This window comes from Pseudomonas sp. GLN_2, assembly GCF_043106005.1.
GTDB classification, from domain to species: Bacteria; Pseudomonadota; Gammaproteobacteria; order Pseudomonadales; family Pseudomonadaceae; genus Aquipseudomonas; species Aquipseudomonas alloputida.
Map to the genome: position 1 here is coordinate 1 of NZ_JBICMC010000066.1, position 15,566 is coordinate 15,566.

At 62.9% G+C, this 15,566-nt stretch carries 16 protein-coding genes; 6 read left to right on the forward strand and 10 right to left on the reverse strand.

Features of this window, described 5'->3' with window-relative positions; all coding sequences use genetic code 11:
• Window positions 1-34 precede the first annotated feature (34 nt).
• Entirely contained in the window at window positions 35-2,077 is a 2,043-nt protein-coding gene (locus tag ACF8Q6_RS15450; RefSeq protein ID WP_392490543.1) for a S9 family peptidase, read from the forward strand.
• A 196-nt stretch (window positions 2,078-2,273) separates the two neighbouring features.
• Here the strand turns inward: ACF8Q6_RS15450 and ACF8Q6_RS15455 are convergent, their stop codons facing one another.
• On the reverse strand, window positions 2,274-2,552 hold the full coding sequence (locus ACF8Q6_RS15455; RefSeq protein ID WP_003254675.1) for a hypothetical protein: 279 nt from the start codon (window positions 2,550-2,552) through the stop codon (window positions 2,274-2,276).
• 132 nt (window positions 2,553-2,684) lie between these two features.
• Between ACF8Q6_RS15455 and ACF8Q6_RS15460 the strand changes: the two genes are divergently transcribed.
• A complete protein-coding gene (locus tag ACF8Q6_RS15460; protein WP_003254676.1) occupies window positions 2,685-3,056 on the forward strand; it encodes a YajD family HNH nuclease in 372 nt (123 codons plus the stop codon).
• 71 nt (window positions 3,057-3,127) lie between these two features.
• Window positions 3,128-3,598 carry an RNA methyltransferase gene (locus ACF8Q6_RS15465; RefSeq protein WP_003254677.1) on the forward strand — a complete coding sequence of 157 codons (471 nt, stop codon included), beginning with the start codon at window positions 3,128-3,130 and terminating at the stop codon, window positions 3,596-3,598.
• Between the two features lie 64 nt (window positions 3,599-3,662).
• On the opposite strand, the gene ACF8Q6_RS15470 is transcribed toward ACF8Q6_RS15465, so the two are convergent.
• Genes ACF8Q6_RS15470 through ACF8Q6_RS15480 form a run of 3 tightly spaced genes read right to left on the reverse strand, consistent with a single transcriptional unit; the run spans window position 3,663 to window position 5,583 of the window.
• The gene (locus tag ACF8Q6_RS15470) at window positions 3,663-3,881 is read right to left on the reverse strand and encodes an aldehyde dehydrogenase family protein (RefSeq protein WP_392490919.1); all 219 of its coding nucleotides are present in this window, start codon (window positions 3,879-3,881) and stop codon (window positions 3,663-3,665) included.
• A 2-nt stretch (window positions 3,882-3,883) separates the two neighbouring features.
• Window positions 3,884-5,092 (reverse strand): hypothetical protein, encoded by a 1,209-nt coding sequence (locus tag ACF8Q6_RS15475; protein WP_392490918.1) that lies wholly within the window; start codon window positions 5,090-5,092, stop codon window positions 3,884-3,886.
• Window positions 5,093-5,133: 41 nt separating this feature from the next.
• Window positions 5,134-5,583: a YcgN family cysteine cluster protein gene (locus tag ACF8Q6_RS15480; RefSeq protein WP_004575890.1), complete on the reverse strand. Its 450-nt coding sequence runs from the start codon at window positions 5,581-5,583 to the stop codon at window positions 5,134-5,136.
• Between the two features lie 145 nt (window positions 5,584-5,728).
• Between ACF8Q6_RS15480 and ACF8Q6_RS15485 the strand changes: the two genes are divergently transcribed.
• Window positions 5,729-6,322 carry a nitroreductase family protein gene (locus tag ACF8Q6_RS15485; protein WP_003254681.1) on the forward strand — a complete coding sequence of 198 codons (594 nt, stop codon included), beginning with the start codon at window positions 5,729-5,731 and terminating at the stop codon, window positions 6,320-6,322.
• Between the two features lie 112 nt (window positions 6,323-6,434).
• On the opposite strand, the gene ACF8Q6_RS15490 is transcribed toward ACF8Q6_RS15485, so the two are convergent.
• The 4 genes from ACF8Q6_RS15490 to ACF8Q6_RS15505 form a co-directional block, all read right to left on the reverse strand.
• Window positions 6,435-7,367, reverse strand: a complete 933-nt coding sequence (locus ACF8Q6_RS15490; protein ID WP_392490917.1) for a D-2-hydroxyacid dehydrogenase — start codon at window positions 7,365-7,367, stop codon at window positions 6,435-6,437.
• A gap of 2 nt (window positions 7,368-7,369) precedes the next feature.
• A complete protein-coding gene (locus ACF8Q6_RS15495) occupies window positions 7,370-7,663 on the reverse strand; it encodes a YcgL domain-containing protein (protein WP_003254683.1) in 294 nt (97 codons plus the stop codon).
• Window positions 7,660-8,793: a ribonuclease D gene (gene rnd / locus ACF8Q6_RS15500; RefSeq protein ID WP_003254685.1), complete on the reverse strand. Its 1,134-nt coding sequence runs from the start codon at window positions 8,791-8,793 to the stop codon at window positions 7,660-7,662. The genes ACF8Q6_RS15495 and rnd overlap by 4 nt, the downstream gene beginning before the upstream one ends.
• Window positions 8,794-8,952: 159 nt before the next feature.
• Entirely contained in the window at window positions 8,953-10,590 is a 1,638-nt protein-coding gene (locus ACF8Q6_RS15505) for a phosphoethanolamine transferase (RefSeq protein ID WP_392490916.1), read from the reverse strand.
• 252 nt (window positions 10,591-10,842) lie between these two features.
• Between ACF8Q6_RS15505 and ACF8Q6_RS15510 the strand changes: the two genes are divergently transcribed.
• Window positions 10,843-11,079, forward strand: coding sequence for a YdcH family protein (locus ACF8Q6_RS15510; protein ID WP_003254689.1), 237 nt, complete (start codon window positions 10,843-10,845; stop codon window positions 11,077-11,079).
• A 212-nt stretch (window positions 11,080-11,291) separates the two neighbouring features.
• Here the strand turns inward: ACF8Q6_RS15510 and ACF8Q6_RS15515 are convergent, their stop codons facing one another.
• Entirely contained in the window at window positions 11,292-12,473 is a 1,182-nt protein-coding gene (locus ACF8Q6_RS15515) for a PLP-dependent aspartate aminotransferase family protein (RefSeq protein ID WP_012051500.1), read from the reverse strand.
• Between the two features lie 92 nt (window positions 12,474-12,565).
• Between ACF8Q6_RS15515 and ACF8Q6_RS15520 the strand changes: the two genes are divergently transcribed.
• Window positions 12,566-13,027 (forward strand): Lrp/AsnC family transcriptional regulator, encoded by a 462-nt coding sequence (locus ACF8Q6_RS15520; protein ID WP_003254691.1) that lies wholly within the window; start codon window positions 12,566-12,568, stop codon window positions 13,025-13,027.
• A gap of 109 nt (window positions 13,028-13,136) precedes the next feature.
• On the opposite strand, the gene ACF8Q6_RS15525 is transcribed toward ACF8Q6_RS15520, so the two are convergent.
• Window positions 13,137-15,467: an FdhF/YdeP family oxidoreductase gene (locus tag ACF8Q6_RS15525; protein ID WP_014860695.1), complete on the reverse strand. Its 2,331-nt coding sequence runs from the start codon at window positions 15,465-15,467 to the stop codon at window positions 13,137-13,139.
• Between the last annotated feature and the right edge of the window lie 99 nt (window positions 15,468-15,566).

Sequence of the window (15,566 nt, forward strand, 5' to 3'; positions counted from 1 at the left end):
GCCGGCACAGGCAACTCCAATCAAGAGACCTTCAATGCCAACCAAGCCCCAACCCCCGATTGCCCATGCCGACCAGGCCACCGACCCGTATGCCTGGCTGCAACAGCGCGATACCCCCGAGGTACTCGCTTACCTGCACGCTGAAAACGCCTATCAGGAAGCCTGCCTGGCTGACCAGGCCCCGTTGCGTGAGCGACTGTTCGAAGAAATCAAGGGCCGCATCCTGGAGACCGACCTGTCATTGCCGGCGCCCTGGGGCCCCTACCTGTACTACACCCGTACCACCGCCGGCGACGAATACCCGCGTCACTACCGCTGCCCACGTCCGGCCGACGACTCGAACACCGTCGATGAAAGCCAGGAGCAACTGCTGCTCGACCCCAACGTCCTGGCCAACGGCGGTTTCCTCTCCCTGGGCGCGTTCAACATCAGCCCCGACCACCGCCTGCTGGCCTATAGCCTCGACACCAGCGGCGACGAAATCTATACCCTGTACGTCAAAGACCTGACCAGTGGCCGTGTCACCACCCTGCCTTTCGACGACTGCGACGGTAGCCTGACCTGGGCCAACGACAGCCAGACGCTATTCTTCGCTGAGCTGGACGACACCCACCGCCCATGGCGCCTGCGTCGCCACACCTTGGGCACCGACGCCGCGCACACCGTGTTCGAAGAGCCAGACGGGCGTTTCTTCCTGCACTGCTACCGCACCAGCTCCGAGCGCCAGCTGGTGCTGCTGCTGAACAGCAAGACCACCAGCGAGGCCTGGGTGCTGGACGCCGAAACCCCGCAGGCGCCGTTCACCTGCCTGGCGCCGCGCGTCGAAGGCCACGAATACTTCCCCGACCACGGCCAACTCGACGGCCAGTGGCGCTGGTTCATCCGCACCAACCAGGATGGCATCAACTTCGCCCTGTACCACGCGCCAGTCGCGCCAGTGCCAAGCCGCGAACAGTGGCAGGTGCTGGTGGCGCACCGCGACGCGGTCATGCTCGAAGGCCTCAGCCTGAACGCCGGTGCCCTCACCCTGAGCTTGCGCGAAGGCGGCCTGCCGATCATCGAAGTACGCCCACAGGGCCTGCCGGCCTACCGCGTCGAACTGCCAGACGCCGCCTACAGCCTGTACGTGCAGGACAGCCTGGAATTTGCCAGCACTCGCATACGCTTGCGCTACGAAGCGCTCAACCGCCCGGCCCAGGTGCGCCAGCTGGCGTTGTCCACGGGCGCCCAGGTGGTGCTCAAGCAAACCCCGGTGCTCGGTGCATTCGATGCCGATGACTATGTCAGTGAGCGCCTGTGGGCAACCGCAGCGGACGGCACCCAGGTGCCGATCAGCCTGGTACGCCGCCGCCAGGACCTGGGCAAGACCGTGCCACTGTACCTGTACGGCTATGGTGCCTATGGCGAAAGCCTCGACCCCTGGTTCTCACATGCGCGCCTGAGCCTGCTGGAGCGCGGCGTGGCCTTTGCCATCGCCCATGTGCGAGGTGGTGGTGAACTGGGGGAGGCCTGGTACCGTGCCGGCAAGCAGGAGTACAAGCACAACACGTTCAGCGATTTCATCGCCTGCGCCGAGCACCTGATCAGCCAGGGCGTGACGGCCGCCGATCGCCTGGCCATCAGTGGTGGCAGCGCCGGCGGCCTGCTGATCGGCGCGGTGCTCAACCTGCGCCCGGCGCTGTTCCGCTGCGCCATTGCCGAAGTGCCCTTCGTCGACGTGCTCAACACCATGCTCGACCCGGAGCTGCCGCTGACCGTGACCGAGTACGATGAATGGGGCAACCCTGAGGAGCCGGAGGTGTATGAACGGATCAAGGCTTATGCGCCGTACGAGAACCTGAAAGCGCAGGCCTACCCGGCGATGCTGGTGGTGGCGGGCTACAACGACAGCCGCGTGCAGTATTGGGAGGCGGCCAAATGGGTGGCGAAGTTGCGCACACTCAAGACCGACAGCAACCTGCTGCTGCTCAAGACCGAGATGGGGGCTGGGCATGGCGGGATGAGCGGGCGGTACCAGGGGTTGAAGGATGTGGCCCTGGAATATGCGTTCGTGTTTGGCGAGCTGGGTATCCTTTGAGAGAGCGGGGGGCGCGTTGCGCCCCTTTCGCGACACAAGGCCGCTCCCACAGGACAGTGGGCTGCACCCCAGATGTTGGACATCTGTCCTTCTTCTTGAGTGCAGTCCACAGCGCGGAATCCAGTCCAACCTGTGGGAGCGGCCTTGTGTCGCGATGGGCTGCAAAGCAGCCTCAGACTTCCTCAGCTCCCGCCCGTCAATCATCCTCCACAACCGGCTTAGGCGGGTCCTGCCGCAATCCGGGCAATGGCTGATCCTTCGGCGGGCCGGGCACTGGCATCGGCGGCAACAAGGGCGCCCCCGGCTGGCTGTCATAAGCCTTGGGCGGCGTACTCGGGGTAATCTGCGGGTATGGCGTAGGCGTCGGCGTACCGGGCGCGCCGGGTACTGGCGGCGTGAGCCTGGGTGGCGTGCTGGCAGCTTCTGCCAAGGGCAGGCCAGCCATCAACAGCGCGGCGAGGATCGCGTGAAACATCAGCAACCTCCTGTCGGGAACCTTGCTACAGGCTACGCCTAAATCAACGCTTTCGCCTGTCCGCCTGGCCCGCAAGCGCGCTAGACTCAATGGCATAACCGTCACTTGCCTGATCAGAACAAAGGAAACACCATGAGCTCCACCTCTTCTGCCGCCGCCACCGCGCGCCTCGACCGCATCCTGGCTGATGCCAAGCGCGACAAGGAAATGGGCTACCGCGACAAGGCCCTGAGAATGTACCCGCACGTATGCGGCCGCTGCGCCCGCGAGTTCGCCGGCAAGCGCCTGAGCGAGCTGACCGTGCATCACCGTGACCATAATCACGACAACAATCCTCAGGACGGCTCCAACTGGGAGCTGCTGTGCCTGTACTGCCACGACAACGAACACTCGCGCTACACCGACCAGCAGTACTTCAGCGAAGGCTCCACCAGCACCCCGAGCATTGCCAAGGCTACGCACAACCCGTTTGCCGGGCTGGCGGGCATGCTGAAGAAAGACTGACCATCGATTCGCCCCCCGCTGCTACCGGGCAGCCCGTATAATCGCGCTTTTTTCGCGAAGGGCCCCGGTACGTGGCAAACAAACGATACAGCTGCATCGGCCTGTTCAACCCCAAGTCGGCAGAAAACGTCGGCTCTGTGATGCGCGCAGCGGGCTGCTATGGCGTCAATTCGGTGTTCTACACGGGCAAACGCTATGAACGCGCACGTGACTTCGTCACTGACACCAAGCGCGTGCACTACGACATCCCGCTGATCGGCATCGACGACCTGCAGCGCATTATCCCGCTGGGCTGCACGCCAGTAGCGGTAGAACTGGTGGAAGGTGCGCGGCCATTGCCGGATTACACCCATCCGGACCGGGCCATTTACATCTTCGGGCCAGAGGATGGCTCGTTGAGCGAAGAGGTGCGGGGATGGTGTGAAGAGACTATCTACATCCCGACCGAGGGCTGCATGAACCTGGCAGCGACGGTGAATGTGGTGCTGTACGACCGCTTGGCCAAGGGGCTGAATACCCGCTCGGGGCCCAAGTTCAAATAAAAAGGCCGCCACTGCGGCGGCAGGACAGACCTGCCAACACAGGGCGACCGAGTGCTGAGCTCCGTCAGAACAGCACCGAAACCGGGCCGAACATTGCCTCGACAAACCATGGGTTGTCGCGATCAACGCTGCCAACGATGGTTGGCTGCACGCTCCCCAACCTCGGTTTCGCCCTGTGAACAATGCTGAGTTTCTGCTCGGCGGTGTATTCCAGGTACGACTTGATACGCTTGAAATGCGACTTGCAGACGATGCCGCCCTGCCGATTGTCAGGCGCAGGGATGCCTAGTGCAGCACCTTGCTCTGCAGCACATCGGAACGCCGCCCCAGCACGTTCTCGCTGATCTGCACGAAGTCTTCGGCACTGACGCTGGGCAGGCGCATCAGCCCCCGCACCACATCGTCCAACGAACGTTTGGCCTGGGTGTGAATGCGGATTTCCTTGTCCAGCGCCTGCAACAGCATCACACCGCGGGCCACCTGGGCCGGGCTTGCGCGTTCACCCTTGAGCCGGTTGACCTTGGCGCCCTGCTTGCTCAGACGTGCCTGCCAGACCTGGTAACGGTCATCACTCATCCCGCCCGAGCGGCGTAGCAACTCGTTGGCGTAATAATCGGTCAGGCTCTCTACCAGCCAGTCACTGCCGTCACGCCCGTGAATCTGCGCGAACAGTTGCACCAGTTCGCGCAGCAACGGGCTATTGCCGTTTTCGCTGACCATGGGCCGGGCACTGTTGAGGTACAACGAGCCCTGCGCAGCCATAGCCCCTCGCCACATGCCGTCACGCGCCCCGACCAACAGCAGCTTGGGCGGGTTACGCGGGAACACAGCTTGTAGGTGTGGCCAGACGAATGTAAGCAAGGTCAGGCTGTCCATGCGCCGCATACCCTGCCCCACCGGCGCGGCCACGGTCACTTCGGTCTCGCCCAGGCGAGCGCGGCGGCTGCCCAGGTCGCCGGCAAGCATCCAACCGGTCGGGCGATCGAACAGGCGCGACACGTTGTCGATGCGAAACTTCCCCTTGCCGATACGCGGCCAGGACGTTTCGATGCTCTTCCAGCCCTCGGGCAGGTCGAAAGCCAGGCGCGCCACCAGCTCGGTACCATCCTGCTGGTCGAGGCGCGCAGGGGGTATCAGCTGGTCGCCGAGGAACAGCGCCCAGTGCGGGGTGATGCGTGATGAATAGGCGCCGCTGGCAAGCTTCTGGTCCAGCTGCACACGGTAGCTGAGGCTGGTCTTGCCGGCCGCTGGCTGCCATACACCACGCTGCCCCTTCAGCTGCCATTGCCCATCGGCCTGGAAGCCGCTGTAGGCCCCAGCCTTGCCCAGGTCGAAGTCCAGGCTGCGCACGGCGCTGCCTTCAGCCAATGTAACGCGGACCTCGGCCTGGCCACTGGCAGGCAGCAGGCGCACCTGGTAGTCGAGGTCGACCTTTTTCGCCCAGGCCGGCGAACTGGCCATCAGGCCCAACAGCAACAACAGCTGGCAACGCATACAGAAACTCCTTGTTTCCCCGAGGCAGCGGGCTACGCCGGTCAGCTGGCGCGAAAGATCAGGTGGTCTTCCCAGTCGTCTTCGTGCACATCGTGTTCACTGAGCATACGCCCCGACTGGGAAATGCGCTGTTCATGAACCTGTTGCCGGTCGCCACAGACCAGGTGGTGCCAGGCAGGCAAGTCCTTGCCCTCACTGACCAGACGGTAACCGCAGGTACTCGGCAGCCACTTGAACTGGTCGGCCTTGCCCGGGGTCAGCTGGATGCAGTCTGGCACGTGGGCGAAGCGGTTGGGGTAGTCGCTGCACTGGCACGTATCCAGGTCCAGCAGTTTGCAGGCGATGCGCGTGTAATAGACGCTGTTGTCGTCTTCGTCTTCGAGCTTTTGCAGGCAGCACAGGCCGCAGCCATCGCACAGCGACTCCCACTCTTGCTGGCTGAGTTGTTCGAGGGTCTTGCGCCGCCAGAACGGCGCGTTTTCAGCGATCATCACACAGGGTTCCTGCATTCATCTTGGGGGCCACGGCGCGCGGCGGCGCCAGTCTAGAGCCTGGGCTTCGGCAAAGCCAGACCGCTTGTCAGTCGCGACGGCACGCAGTAGCGTGCGCTTTTCCCGTCCGTTTGCAGGAGCCGCCATGAGCGCCAACCCCCGCATTGCCGATTACGCCATCAACGAGCAGTTCATCAACCGCTGGTCACCACGCGCCTTCACCGCCGAGCCGATCAGTGAAGAAACCCTGCTGAGCTTCCTCGAGGCCGCCCGCTGGGCACCTTCGGCCTACAATTCGCAGCCTTGGCGCTTCCTTTATGCCCGCCGCGACACGCCGAACTGGGAGCGTTACCTGAGCCTGCTGGTGCCCTTCAATCGCAGCTGGGCGCAACAAGCGTCGGCGCTGGTGCTGGTGATTTCGAAGACTACCTTCGCGGCCCCGGGCGCTACGGAAGAAAAACCGGCCCTGTGGCACACCTTCGACACGGGCTCTGCCTGGGGGCACCTGGCCCTGCAGGCCAGCATCAGCGGCTGGCATACCCATGGCATGGCCGGCTTCGATCAGGACCTGGCACGTCAGGAACTGAAGATTCCCGAAGGTTACGCACTGCATGCCATGGTGGCGATCGGCAAGCTGGGTGACAAGGCCAGCCTGGATGAAGCCCTGCAGGCGCGTGAAGTGCCAAGCCCGCGCAAGCCGCTGAGCGAGCTGGCTGCTGAAGGCGATTTCAGCCTGTAAGGTTTGTGTTGGCCGCGCTGGCCTCTTCGCGGGCAAGCCCGCTCCTACGGGGATATCACCACCCTGTGCTGGAGGGATTTACCCGCGAAGAGGCCGGTACGGGCCACAGCAATCAGTAGCCCCGGGCGAAATCCACTTCGCCACGCAACCCCTGCCCCGCCGCATACGCTCGCACATTCTCCGCAAACAAGCGCACCATCGCCGCCGGCGAGGTGGGCGCCGAGCTGTGCCCGGTCAGCAGCAAGCCCCAGGCGGTCCAGAACGGGTGTTGCTTGGGCAGCGGCTCCTGGCGGCACACATCGATCACCGCACCGGCCAGATGGCCCTCCTTCAACGCCTCGACCAGGTCGGCATCAACCACCGCCACACCACGTCCGGCATTGATGAACAAGGCCGAGGGCTGGAAGCACTTGAACAGCGCTGCGTCATACAGGTCATGAGTCGCCGGGGTATCCGGCAGCAGGTTCAGCACGTAGTCGACCTGGCCAACCAAGCGCGGCAGGTCGGCCAGCGCCGCCACCTCGATGAACGGGGCCTGTTCACGGGCGCTGCTGGCAACCCCGTACAGCGCCACACCAAACGGCTGCAGGAACTCGGCCACACGCTGACCAATGTCGCCTACACCCACAATGAGGACCTTGCGCCCTTCCAGGCTGCGCCCCGGGCGGTCATCCCACCGCCGCTCGACCTGGCTGACCAGGCGCGACAGCACCTCACGCTCATGGCCTAGCATATAGGTGAGCATGTACTCGGCCATCACCTGCCCGAAGATGCCAACTGCGCGGCTCAGGCGGTAATCACGCGGCAGGCCGTCGGCCAGCAACGGCGTGATACCGGCCCATGTCGACTGTATCCAGCCCGGCTTGTGGCCTTGGCGCAGCAGACTGGCCAGCAAGTCCGGCTGGCCCAGCCACACCGGGCACTGCGGTGCCTGGCGGGCCAGTTCGGCAGAGTCGCCGCTGGTCACAACGTCCACTTCAGGCGCGGCTGCGCGCAAAAGCCCGGCGTATCGAGCATGGTCATGCTCAGCGATCAGTACACGCATGGTCAGACGGGGTCGTTACGGCGCAGCAGCTCTTCGGGCAGGTGCTCGATGTACTCATCTTCCAGCGGCGGCATCTGCAGGTGGTAGCCTTGGCTTTCGAGGTTCTCCAGCACCTTGGTGATGTCCTCGCGGGCCAGCTTGCGCTCAGGGCTGAGCACCAAATCGAAAGCGTGCACGGGGGTGCCGAAGAACGGCAGCAGGCCTTCAGGCACGCGCTCCAGGCCGTCAGCCTTGAGTACGTACAGGTACATTTCGTTCTTGCGTGGGCTCTTGTAGATCGAGCAAATACGTTTCATCGGGTTTCTCCGGCACCTGCCAGGTTGTCCAGCAGGGCCTGGCCCATGCGCTCACGGCGCCAGCCGCGCAGCGAATCGGGCAGTTGATAAGGGCCATTGGGGTATCCGCTCTTGAGCAGCGCCTCCAGGGCTTTCTTGCGCAGCATCAACTCGGGCGCAATCCCCAGGCGCTCGCCTTCGGCCTGGCCGATGGCACGCAGCTGCTTGAGAAGGCCCGCAGCCTCGATCGGCAGCGGCTCGGGCAAGGGCGCTGGCCATTGCTCGGCAGGCAGGCTGGCGGCGCGCTTGATCAGCTGGATGAGGCACTCACCGTCCTGACGAATGGTGCGCGGGTGCATCTCGTCGATCTTGGCCAAGGCCGACAGGTTGTTCGGCTGGCTTTTGGCCATGGGCCACAGCGAGTGCTCCTTGAGGATACGATTACGCGGGACATCGCGGTTGCGCGCTTCGCGCTCGCGCCAGGCGCACAGCTCACGTAGCACTGCCAGTTGTTGAGGCGCCAGCTTCCAGGCCAGCTTGACGTCGCGGTACAGGCTTTCAGGCTCGACTTCACGGCGCAACGCAGCCACCAGCTCGGCGCCGTCTTCCAGCACCCAGGCATACTTGTCGTCACTCAGCCGCGGGCGCAGCACGGTGAACAGCTCGGCCAGGTGCACGGCATCTTCGGCAGCGTAGCTGACCTGGGTTTCCGAGAGCGGGCGTTGCAGCCAGTCGGAGCGGGTTTCGCCTTTGGGCAATTCGATGCCCAGCACTTCCTGCACCAGCCGCGAATAGCCCATGGAGAAGCCCAGGTTCAGGTAACCGGCGGCCAGCTGAGTGTCGAACAGCGGCTGAGGCAGCTTGCCGGTCAGGCGCAGCAGCACTTCAAGGTCTTCGCTGCAGGCGTGCAGCACCTTGACCACACCGCTGTCTTCCAGCAGGTCGGCCAAGGGTTGCCAGTTGCCGATCAGCAGCGGGTCGATCAGAAAGGCGCGTTGGCCGTCGCCGATCTGAATCAGCCCGGCTTTCGGGTAGAAGGTGTCGACCCGCATGAATTCGGTGTCGACGGCGACGAAGGGCAGCTGGTGCCAGTCGCGGCAGTGTTCGGCCAGGCTCTGGTCGTCACGGATCCAGTGAATTTCGATGGCCACAAGGCTCTCCCACTAACATTGGCGCGCAGTATATACGGCGCGGGCACTGCGGGTGAAACTGTCCCGCTTTTCGGGGGCAGTCCACCCTGTGGGAGCCGGCGCACCCGCGAATGAAGGCAATACGGTGTAAGACCCGGGCTTGCCCGCTCCCACAGGCTTTCAGCGCTTTGCCGCCAGCCAGGGCCGGCAACTGGCGAACATGTCCAGCGACTGTTGGTAGAGCTCGGTATGCACCTGCAACAGGCCAAGCATCGAGTGGAACAGGTTGTCCTGGGACAGCGGGGCATCGCTGAGCCGTGCCAGGCAGTCGGTATCGACGCCGAAGTCCTCCTTGTAGCTGTTGGAGAACCAGGTCAGCAGCGGCACGTGCTTCTGCGGCTCGGGAGCGATGGCGTAGGGCGTGCCGTGCAGGAACAGGTTGTACTCGCCCAGCGACTCGCCGTGGTCGGACAGGTAGATCATCGCCGTGTCGACCTTGTCTTGCTTGCTGCGCAAGGTATCGATCAGCGAGGCCAGGACCTTGTCGGTGTAGGCCAGGGTGTTGTCGTATCCGTTGATGATTTGCTCCTTGCTGCACTGGTTCAACGCGTTGCTCTGGCACACCGGTGTGAAGCGCTCGCCATCACTGGGGTAGCGCTTGAAGTACTCGGGGCCGTGGCTGCCCATCTGGTGCAGCACCAGCACGGTGTCCTTGTCGAGGTTGTCGATCAACGCGTCCAGGCCTTGCAGCAGGATCTGGTCATGGCATTCGCCATCGGCGCACAGATGCGTGTCCTTGAGGTTGCTGACGTCGATGAACTGCACGCGATCGCAGGTGCCTTTGCAGCCCGACTGGTTGTCACGCCACTGCACGGCCAGACCGGCACGCTGGAGAATGTCCAACAGCCCTTCACGGTTCTTCGCTACGCGGGCATCGTAGTCCCTGCGCTTCATGCCCGAGAACATGCAAGGCACCGAAACCGCCGTTTCCGTACCACACGAGTGCACGTCGGAAAACGCCAGCAGGCCCTGCTCCTTGGCAAGATTGGGCGTGGTATCGCGGTCATAGCCCAGCACGCCGAAATGGTCTGCCCGGGCACTTTCCCCGACCACCAGCACGGTCAGCGACTTGCGCTCATGTTTTTGCCAGGCCGCATCACGCTTGGCATCTTCGCCATAATGCTGGAACGGGCGCGAGGCCGTACCGACACGCTCGCCGACATAACCAATGGAGGCCCCGACGATATTGCTGGGGGTGAGCATCAGGCGCAATTCATGGTGATTGCGGAACAGCGACGACAGCCCTTGATAATTGACCAACGCGACCGAGCCAATGGTCACCACACAGGCACCACTGACCACCAACTTGCCCAGCAACTCGCGGTGCCAGGGGCGGTAGGCGATCTGCGCCTTCCACAGCAGCACCGATGGCAGCACACCCAGCAGCAGGATATACGCTGCAAACTTGAACGACATCAAGTCGCGCACTTCCGCAACATTGGTCTCGGCCATATTGCGGAACATCGCGGCGTCAATAAGTACGCCGTACTGGTTCATGAAGTAAGCCACGCCCGCGCCACTGATGAACAACACGATAAGTACCGGCTTCAATACATACCGGAAGGCAAGTAACGTGAGTATGAGATTGAAGGCGAACAGCATCAGCACAGCAAACGCCAGACTCAGCCACAACCCCGACAGGCCGGCAGGAACCGCCGCTTGCAGATGCTCCCAGAGGAACATGTTGAAGCCGATCAGCAGGTAAAGACTGGCCAGCAGCGTGACCCATTCAGTCCGCAGGGATTTGAAGTTGAGCATTAGCGTTCGCAGTCAAGAGTGATTATCACCCCCAGGCCAAATGGCACTGTGGGAAAGTTGGGCGAACTCTAGAAAGCACGTCATCAATTTTTTGTGAAAAAGTCGGTAACAATTTCGTGAGGGTGCGTCTTTTACCAATTATCTCAAAACCATTCAGCTGCCATTCAGCCTGAACCGCCGTCACAAGCCTGCGCAAAGACAGCTATCCTCAATGGTCAGGACCTTACCGACAACCCTGACAGAGGTGAAGAAATGCCAGTTCCGCACGATCTGCTCGCTGACCTGCACGTTACCGCTGATGCATTCCAGGCACTCATAGAGAAGGATCAGGACCTGCACAAACTGCACAAGGAGTACAACGCCAAGGACAAGGAGGTGGTAGCCGCCGAAGGCAACGGCACCAACGACGAGGCCGTCAACCGCCTGCGCAAGGAAAGGTTGCTGATCAAGGACAAGATCGAACGGATCATTCATCCGCCCAAATCCTGACAGGCATTTATTGAATCCACCGGCCTCTTCGCGGGCAAGCCCGCTCCTACACCGATGCGCAGACCGTCGTAGGAGCGGGTTCACCCGCGAAAGGGCCGGACCTGCTGGCCAATGTCCCTGGCCGTTCACCGTTCTCGCCGCTACCGTATTCGCGGGTAAACCCGCTCCTACCACCTGCAGGCGCGGGCGAGCCCGCGAAGAGGCCTGCAGCCCTACACAGCAACCAGCGCTTTCAACGCCCCATCCAGGTCCTCGACCAGGTCACGGTAATCCTCGATACCTACCGACAACCGCAGCAGGTTCTCGCTGATCCCCATCACCCCTTTCTGCTCTGGGCTCAGCGAGCAGTGCGACATGCTCCAGGAGTGGTTGATCATGCTCTCCACCCCGCCCAGCGAGTCGGCCAGCACAAAAATCTGCAGCGCCTCTACCAGGCGATTGAGCGCGGCGCGGTCGCCTTTCACTTTCATCGCCACCACCGCCCCGCCACTGCGCATCTGGCGTTTGCACAGCTCATGCTGAGGGTGGCTTTCCAGCCCTGGGTAATACACCTGCTCGACCTGCGCATGACCTTCCAGGAAGCGCGCCACCTGCAGGGCATTGGCACACTGGCGCTCCATGCGCACATCCAGGGTCTTCAGACCGCGCAGGGCCAGGTAGCAGTCGAACGGCCCCTGCACCGCACCAATCGCCATGCTGATACGGCGCAGGCGTGCCAGCAACGCATCGTTGGCCGCCACCACCACACCGCCGGTGAGGTCGGAGTGGCCGCCAATGTACTTGCTGGCCGAGTGCATCACCAGGTCCACACCCAGGGTGATCGGGCGCTGGTTCCACGGCGAGCAGAAGGTGTTGTCGATGCAGGTGAGGATGCCCTTGGCCTTGGCCAGGTCGCACACCGCCTTGATGTCGACCAGGTGCAGCAACGGGTTGGTCGGCGACTCGATCCAGATCAGCTGGGTTTCCGGCTTGATCGCAGCCGCTACGGCTTCAAGGTCGTTGAGATCGACATAGGTGGTGGTCAGCCCCGAGGTGCGGCTGCGGTAATCTTCCATGATGCGGAACGTGCCACCGTACACGCCGTTCATCACCACCACGTGGGCATCCTTGGGCAGCAGCTCAAGCACGGTTGCGGTGGCATTGACCCCCGAGGCGCAGGCCACAGCGCCCACGCCTTCTTCCAAGGCAGCGACACAGGTTTCGTAGGCATGCCGGGTGGGGTTGCCGACGCGGCTGTAGGAATATTCCGGTTTATCGTCCAGGCTGCGCTTGGTGAACGAACTGGCGGTGACGATGGCCGGAAAAATGGCGTTATCGGCAACGCTGAACTGCTCGCCGGCGTGAATGGTACGGGTGGCGAAATTGCGCGGCTTGTCGGACATGGTCAGGCCCATTGGCAGAATGAAAGCTGCAACTATCGCACAACCCAAATCATCTGGCCTTGGGGTAATCTGTGAAATATTTTTCTGCACGGCCAGCGCGCGATATGGACAGTTTCGACCAGCACATTCTTACCCTGCTACAGCGTGATGCCTCAATCTCGCTGAAGGACCTGGCCGAGGCCGTCAACCTGTCCACCACACCGTGCTGGAAGCGGGTCAAGCGCCTGGAGGAAGACGGCTACATCCTCGGCCGCGTCGCCCTGCTGGACCCCGAACGGTTGGGGTTGGGGCTTACCGTGTTCGTCCAGCTCAAGACCCAGCGCCATGACAGCGCATGGCTGGAGCAGTTTGCTGCGACGGTGACCGGGTTCGAGGAAGTGATGGAGTGCTACCGCATGTCCGGGGACTGGGACTACATGCTGCGGGTGGTGGTGGGTGATATTGCAGCGTATGACCGGTTCTACAAAAAGCTGATTACCCGTACCGATGGCCTATCGAACATCACCTCCAGTTTTGCCATGGAGCAGATGAAGTACACCACGGCTTACCCGGTGCATCGCGCCTGACCGGTGCTGGATTCTTCGCGGGCAACCTCACAGGATCACCTCAACCTCAAGCGCTGTGGGGTCCCGTAGGAGCGGGTTCACCCGCGAAGAGGCCAGCACAGGCACCCCATCAATCCGAGGCCAGCACCGCCGCAATGCGGTTCCCCGCCTTGGCTTTCACGACCTTGATCGCCACGAATTTCGAGGTCGGGGTATAGGTCCCCTCACCATAACTTTCCAGCGGTACCAACGGGTTGGTTTCCGGGTAATACGCCGCCGCCTGCCCCTCGGGCACGTCATACGCCACCAGGCGGAACCCGGACACCCGCCGCTCCACGCCATCCTCCCACAACGACACAAGGTCTACCTGCTCACCCGGTTCGAAGCCCAGGCGACGGATGTCCGCCTCATTGACGAACACCACTTCACGCAGGCCGAACACCCCACGGTAACGGTCGTCCAGGCCATACAGGGTGGTGTTGTACTGGTCGTGCGAACGCAGGGTCTGCAAAATCAGGTCGGGCTTGTCACCACGGGCCAGTACCTTGGCGTTGACCAGTTCCTCGGGCAGCGCGTGGGGCATGAAGCGGGCTTTGCCCGTGGCCGTGCGGAAGTTGCGATCGGCGGCATTGTTGCCAAGGTGGAACCCGCCGGGGCTGTTCAAGCGTTCATTGAAACCGGTAAAGCCCGGAATCACGTCAGCGATCATGTCGCGAATGCGGTTGTAATCGGCCACCGCGTGCTCCCAGTCGATCGGCTGGTTGCCCAGCGTGGCCTTGGCCATGCCGGCAATGATCCACGGTTCCGAGCGCATATGCGGCGAGCGCGGGCGCAACTGGCCGTGGGAGATGTGCACCATGCTGAAGGTGTCCTCCACGGTCACGCCTTGCGGCCCTTCGGCCTGCAGGTCGATTTCGGTACGGCCCAGGCACGGCAGGATCAGCGCATCGCGGCCGGTGACCAGGTGCGAGCGGTTGAGCTTGGTGGAAATCTGCACGGTCAACGCGCAGTTCTGCAGCGCCGCGTGGGTGCGCGCGGTGTCCGGGGTGGCTTGGGCAAAGTTGCCGCCCAGGCCGATGAACACCTTGGCCCGCCCCTCTTCCATAGCCTTGATCGCCAACACTGCGTTGTGCCCATGGGTACGCGGCACACTGAACTGGAAACGTTGTTCGATGGCATCGAGTAGCGCCGCCGAGGGTTTCTCGTCAATGCCCATGGTACGGTCACCCTGCACGTTACTGTGGCCACGCACCGGCGACAGGCCTGCGCCGGGCTTGCCGACGTTGCCACGCAGCAGCTGCAGGTTGACGATTTCCTGCACGGTCGGCACCGAATGGCGGTGCTGGGTGACGCCCATGGCCCAGCACATGATGACCCGCTCGGCCTTGCGGTACATGCGGGCCGCCAGCTCGATCTCGGCCAGGGTCAAGCCGGACTGTTTGACGATGTGCTCCCAGGACGTGGCGTCCACCGCCGCCAGGTAATCGTCGACGCCGCTGGTGTGCTCGGCGATGAAGGCATGGTCGAACACCGCCGGCTCGCCCTTGGCCTGCGCCTCGCGCTCCCATTGCAACAAGTACTTGGCAATACCGCGCATTGCCGCCATGTCCCCACCCAAGGCCGGGCGGAAGTAGGCGCTGGAGGTCGGCTCGGAGCCGTTGCTGAGCATTTCGAACGGGTGCTGCGGGTGCTGGAAGCGCTCAAGGCCACGCTCTTTCAGCGGGTTGAAGCAGACGACCTGGGCGCCACGCTTGACCGCTTCGCGCAGGGGTTCGAGCATGCGCGGGTGGTTGGTGCCGGGGTTCTGCCCGATGACGAATATCGCGTCGGCCAGCTCCAGATCGTGGAACACCACGGTGCCCTTGCCCACCCCGAGGGTTTCCGACATGCCCGCGCCGCTGGCTTCGTGGCACATGTTCGAGCAATCCGGGAAGTTGTTGGTGCCGTAGGCACGCACGAACAGCTGGTAAAGGAACGCCGCTTCGTTGCTGGCCCGGCCCGAGGTGTAGAATTCGGCTTCATCCGGCGACTGCAGCGCACGCAGGTGCCTGGCGACCAGCTCGAAGGCCTCCTGCCAGGTGGTTTCGACATAGTGGTCGGTGGCGGCGTCGTAGCGCATCGGGTGGGTGAGACGGCCCTGGTATTCAAGCCAGTAGTCGGTCTGCTCCTTCAGCGCGCTGACGCTGTATTTGGCGAAGAAAGCCGGGTCGACCGAGCGGCCGGTGGCTTCCCAGTTGACCGCCTTGGCGCCGTTTTCGCAGAACTTGACCATGTCGCTTTCCGGCGACTCGCCCCAGGCACAGCCGGGGCAGTCGAAACCGCCGTTCTGGTTGGTCTTGAGCATGGCCCGCAGGTTCTTGAAGGCGTTGTCGCTGCCCAGCCAGCTCTTGGTCACGCTTTTGAGCGCCCCCCAGCCGGCAGCGGCGCCCTTGTAGTCCCTGATGTGTTCGTCCTGGCTCATGCGATGAATCCTCACGCTTCGATGCTTTTTTCCAGCCTATGGAGCGTGGGAAGGGGCGTCCAATCGAAAGATCTTACGGCGTGATAAGCGGTTTCGATC

What these genes read in the sequence shown, in the direction of transcription:
- ACF8Q6_RS15450 (WP_392490543.1), top strand. Translation starts at nt 35, where the DNA reads ATGCCAACCAAGCCCCAACCCCCGATTGCCCATGCCGACCAGGCCACC.
- ACF8Q6_RS15455 (WP_003254675.1), bottom strand. Translation starts at nt 2,552, where the DNA reads ATGTTTCACGCGATCCTCGCCGCGCTGTTGATGGCTGGCCTGCCCTTG.
- ACF8Q6_RS15460 (WP_003254676.1), top strand. Translation starts at nt 2,685, where the DNA reads ATGAGCTCCACCTCTTCTGCCGCCGCCACCGCGCGCCTCGACCGCATC.
- ACF8Q6_RS15475 (WP_392490918.1), bottom strand. Translation starts at nt 5,092, where the DNA reads ATGCGTTGCCAGCTGTTGTTGCTGTTGGGCCTGATGGCCAGTTCGCCG.
- ACF8Q6_RS15480 (WP_004575890.1), bottom strand. Translation starts at nt 5,583, where the DNA reads ATGATCGCTGAAAACGCGCCGTTCTGGCGGCGCAAGACCCTCGAACAA.
- ACF8Q6_RS15485 (WP_003254681.1), top strand. Translation starts at nt 5,729, where the DNA reads ATGAGCGCCAACCCCCGCATTGCCGATTACGCCATCAACGAGCAGTTC.
- ACF8Q6_RS15490 (WP_392490917.1), bottom strand. Translation starts at nt 7,367, where the DNA reads ATGCGTGTACTGATCGCTGAGCATGACCATGCTCGATACGCCGGGCTT.
- ACF8Q6_RS15495 (WP_003254683.1), bottom strand. Translation starts at nt 7,663, where the DNA reads ATGAAACGTATTTGCTCGATCTACAAGAGCCCACGCAAGAACGAAATG.
- ACF8Q6_RS15505 (WP_392490916.1), bottom strand. Translation starts at nt 10,590, where the DNA reads ATGCTCAACTTCAAATCCCTGCGGACTGAATGGGTCACGCTGCTGGCC.
- ACF8Q6_RS15510 (WP_003254689.1), top strand. Translation starts at nt 10,843, where the DNA reads ATGCCAGTTCCGCACGATCTGCTCGCTGACCTGCACGTTACCGCTGAT.
- ACF8Q6_RS15515 (WP_012051500.1), bottom strand. Translation starts at nt 12,473, where the DNA reads ATGGGCCTGACCATGTCCGACAAGCCGCGCAATTTCGCCACCCGTACC.
- ACF8Q6_RS15520 (WP_003254691.1), top strand. Translation starts at nt 12,566, where the DNA reads ATGGACAGTTTCGACCAGCACATTCTTACCCTGCTACAGCGTGATGCC.
- ACF8Q6_RS15525 (WP_014860695.1), bottom strand. Translation starts at nt 15,467, where the DNA reads ATGAGCCAGGACGAACACATCAGGGACTACAAGGGCGCCGCTGCCGGC.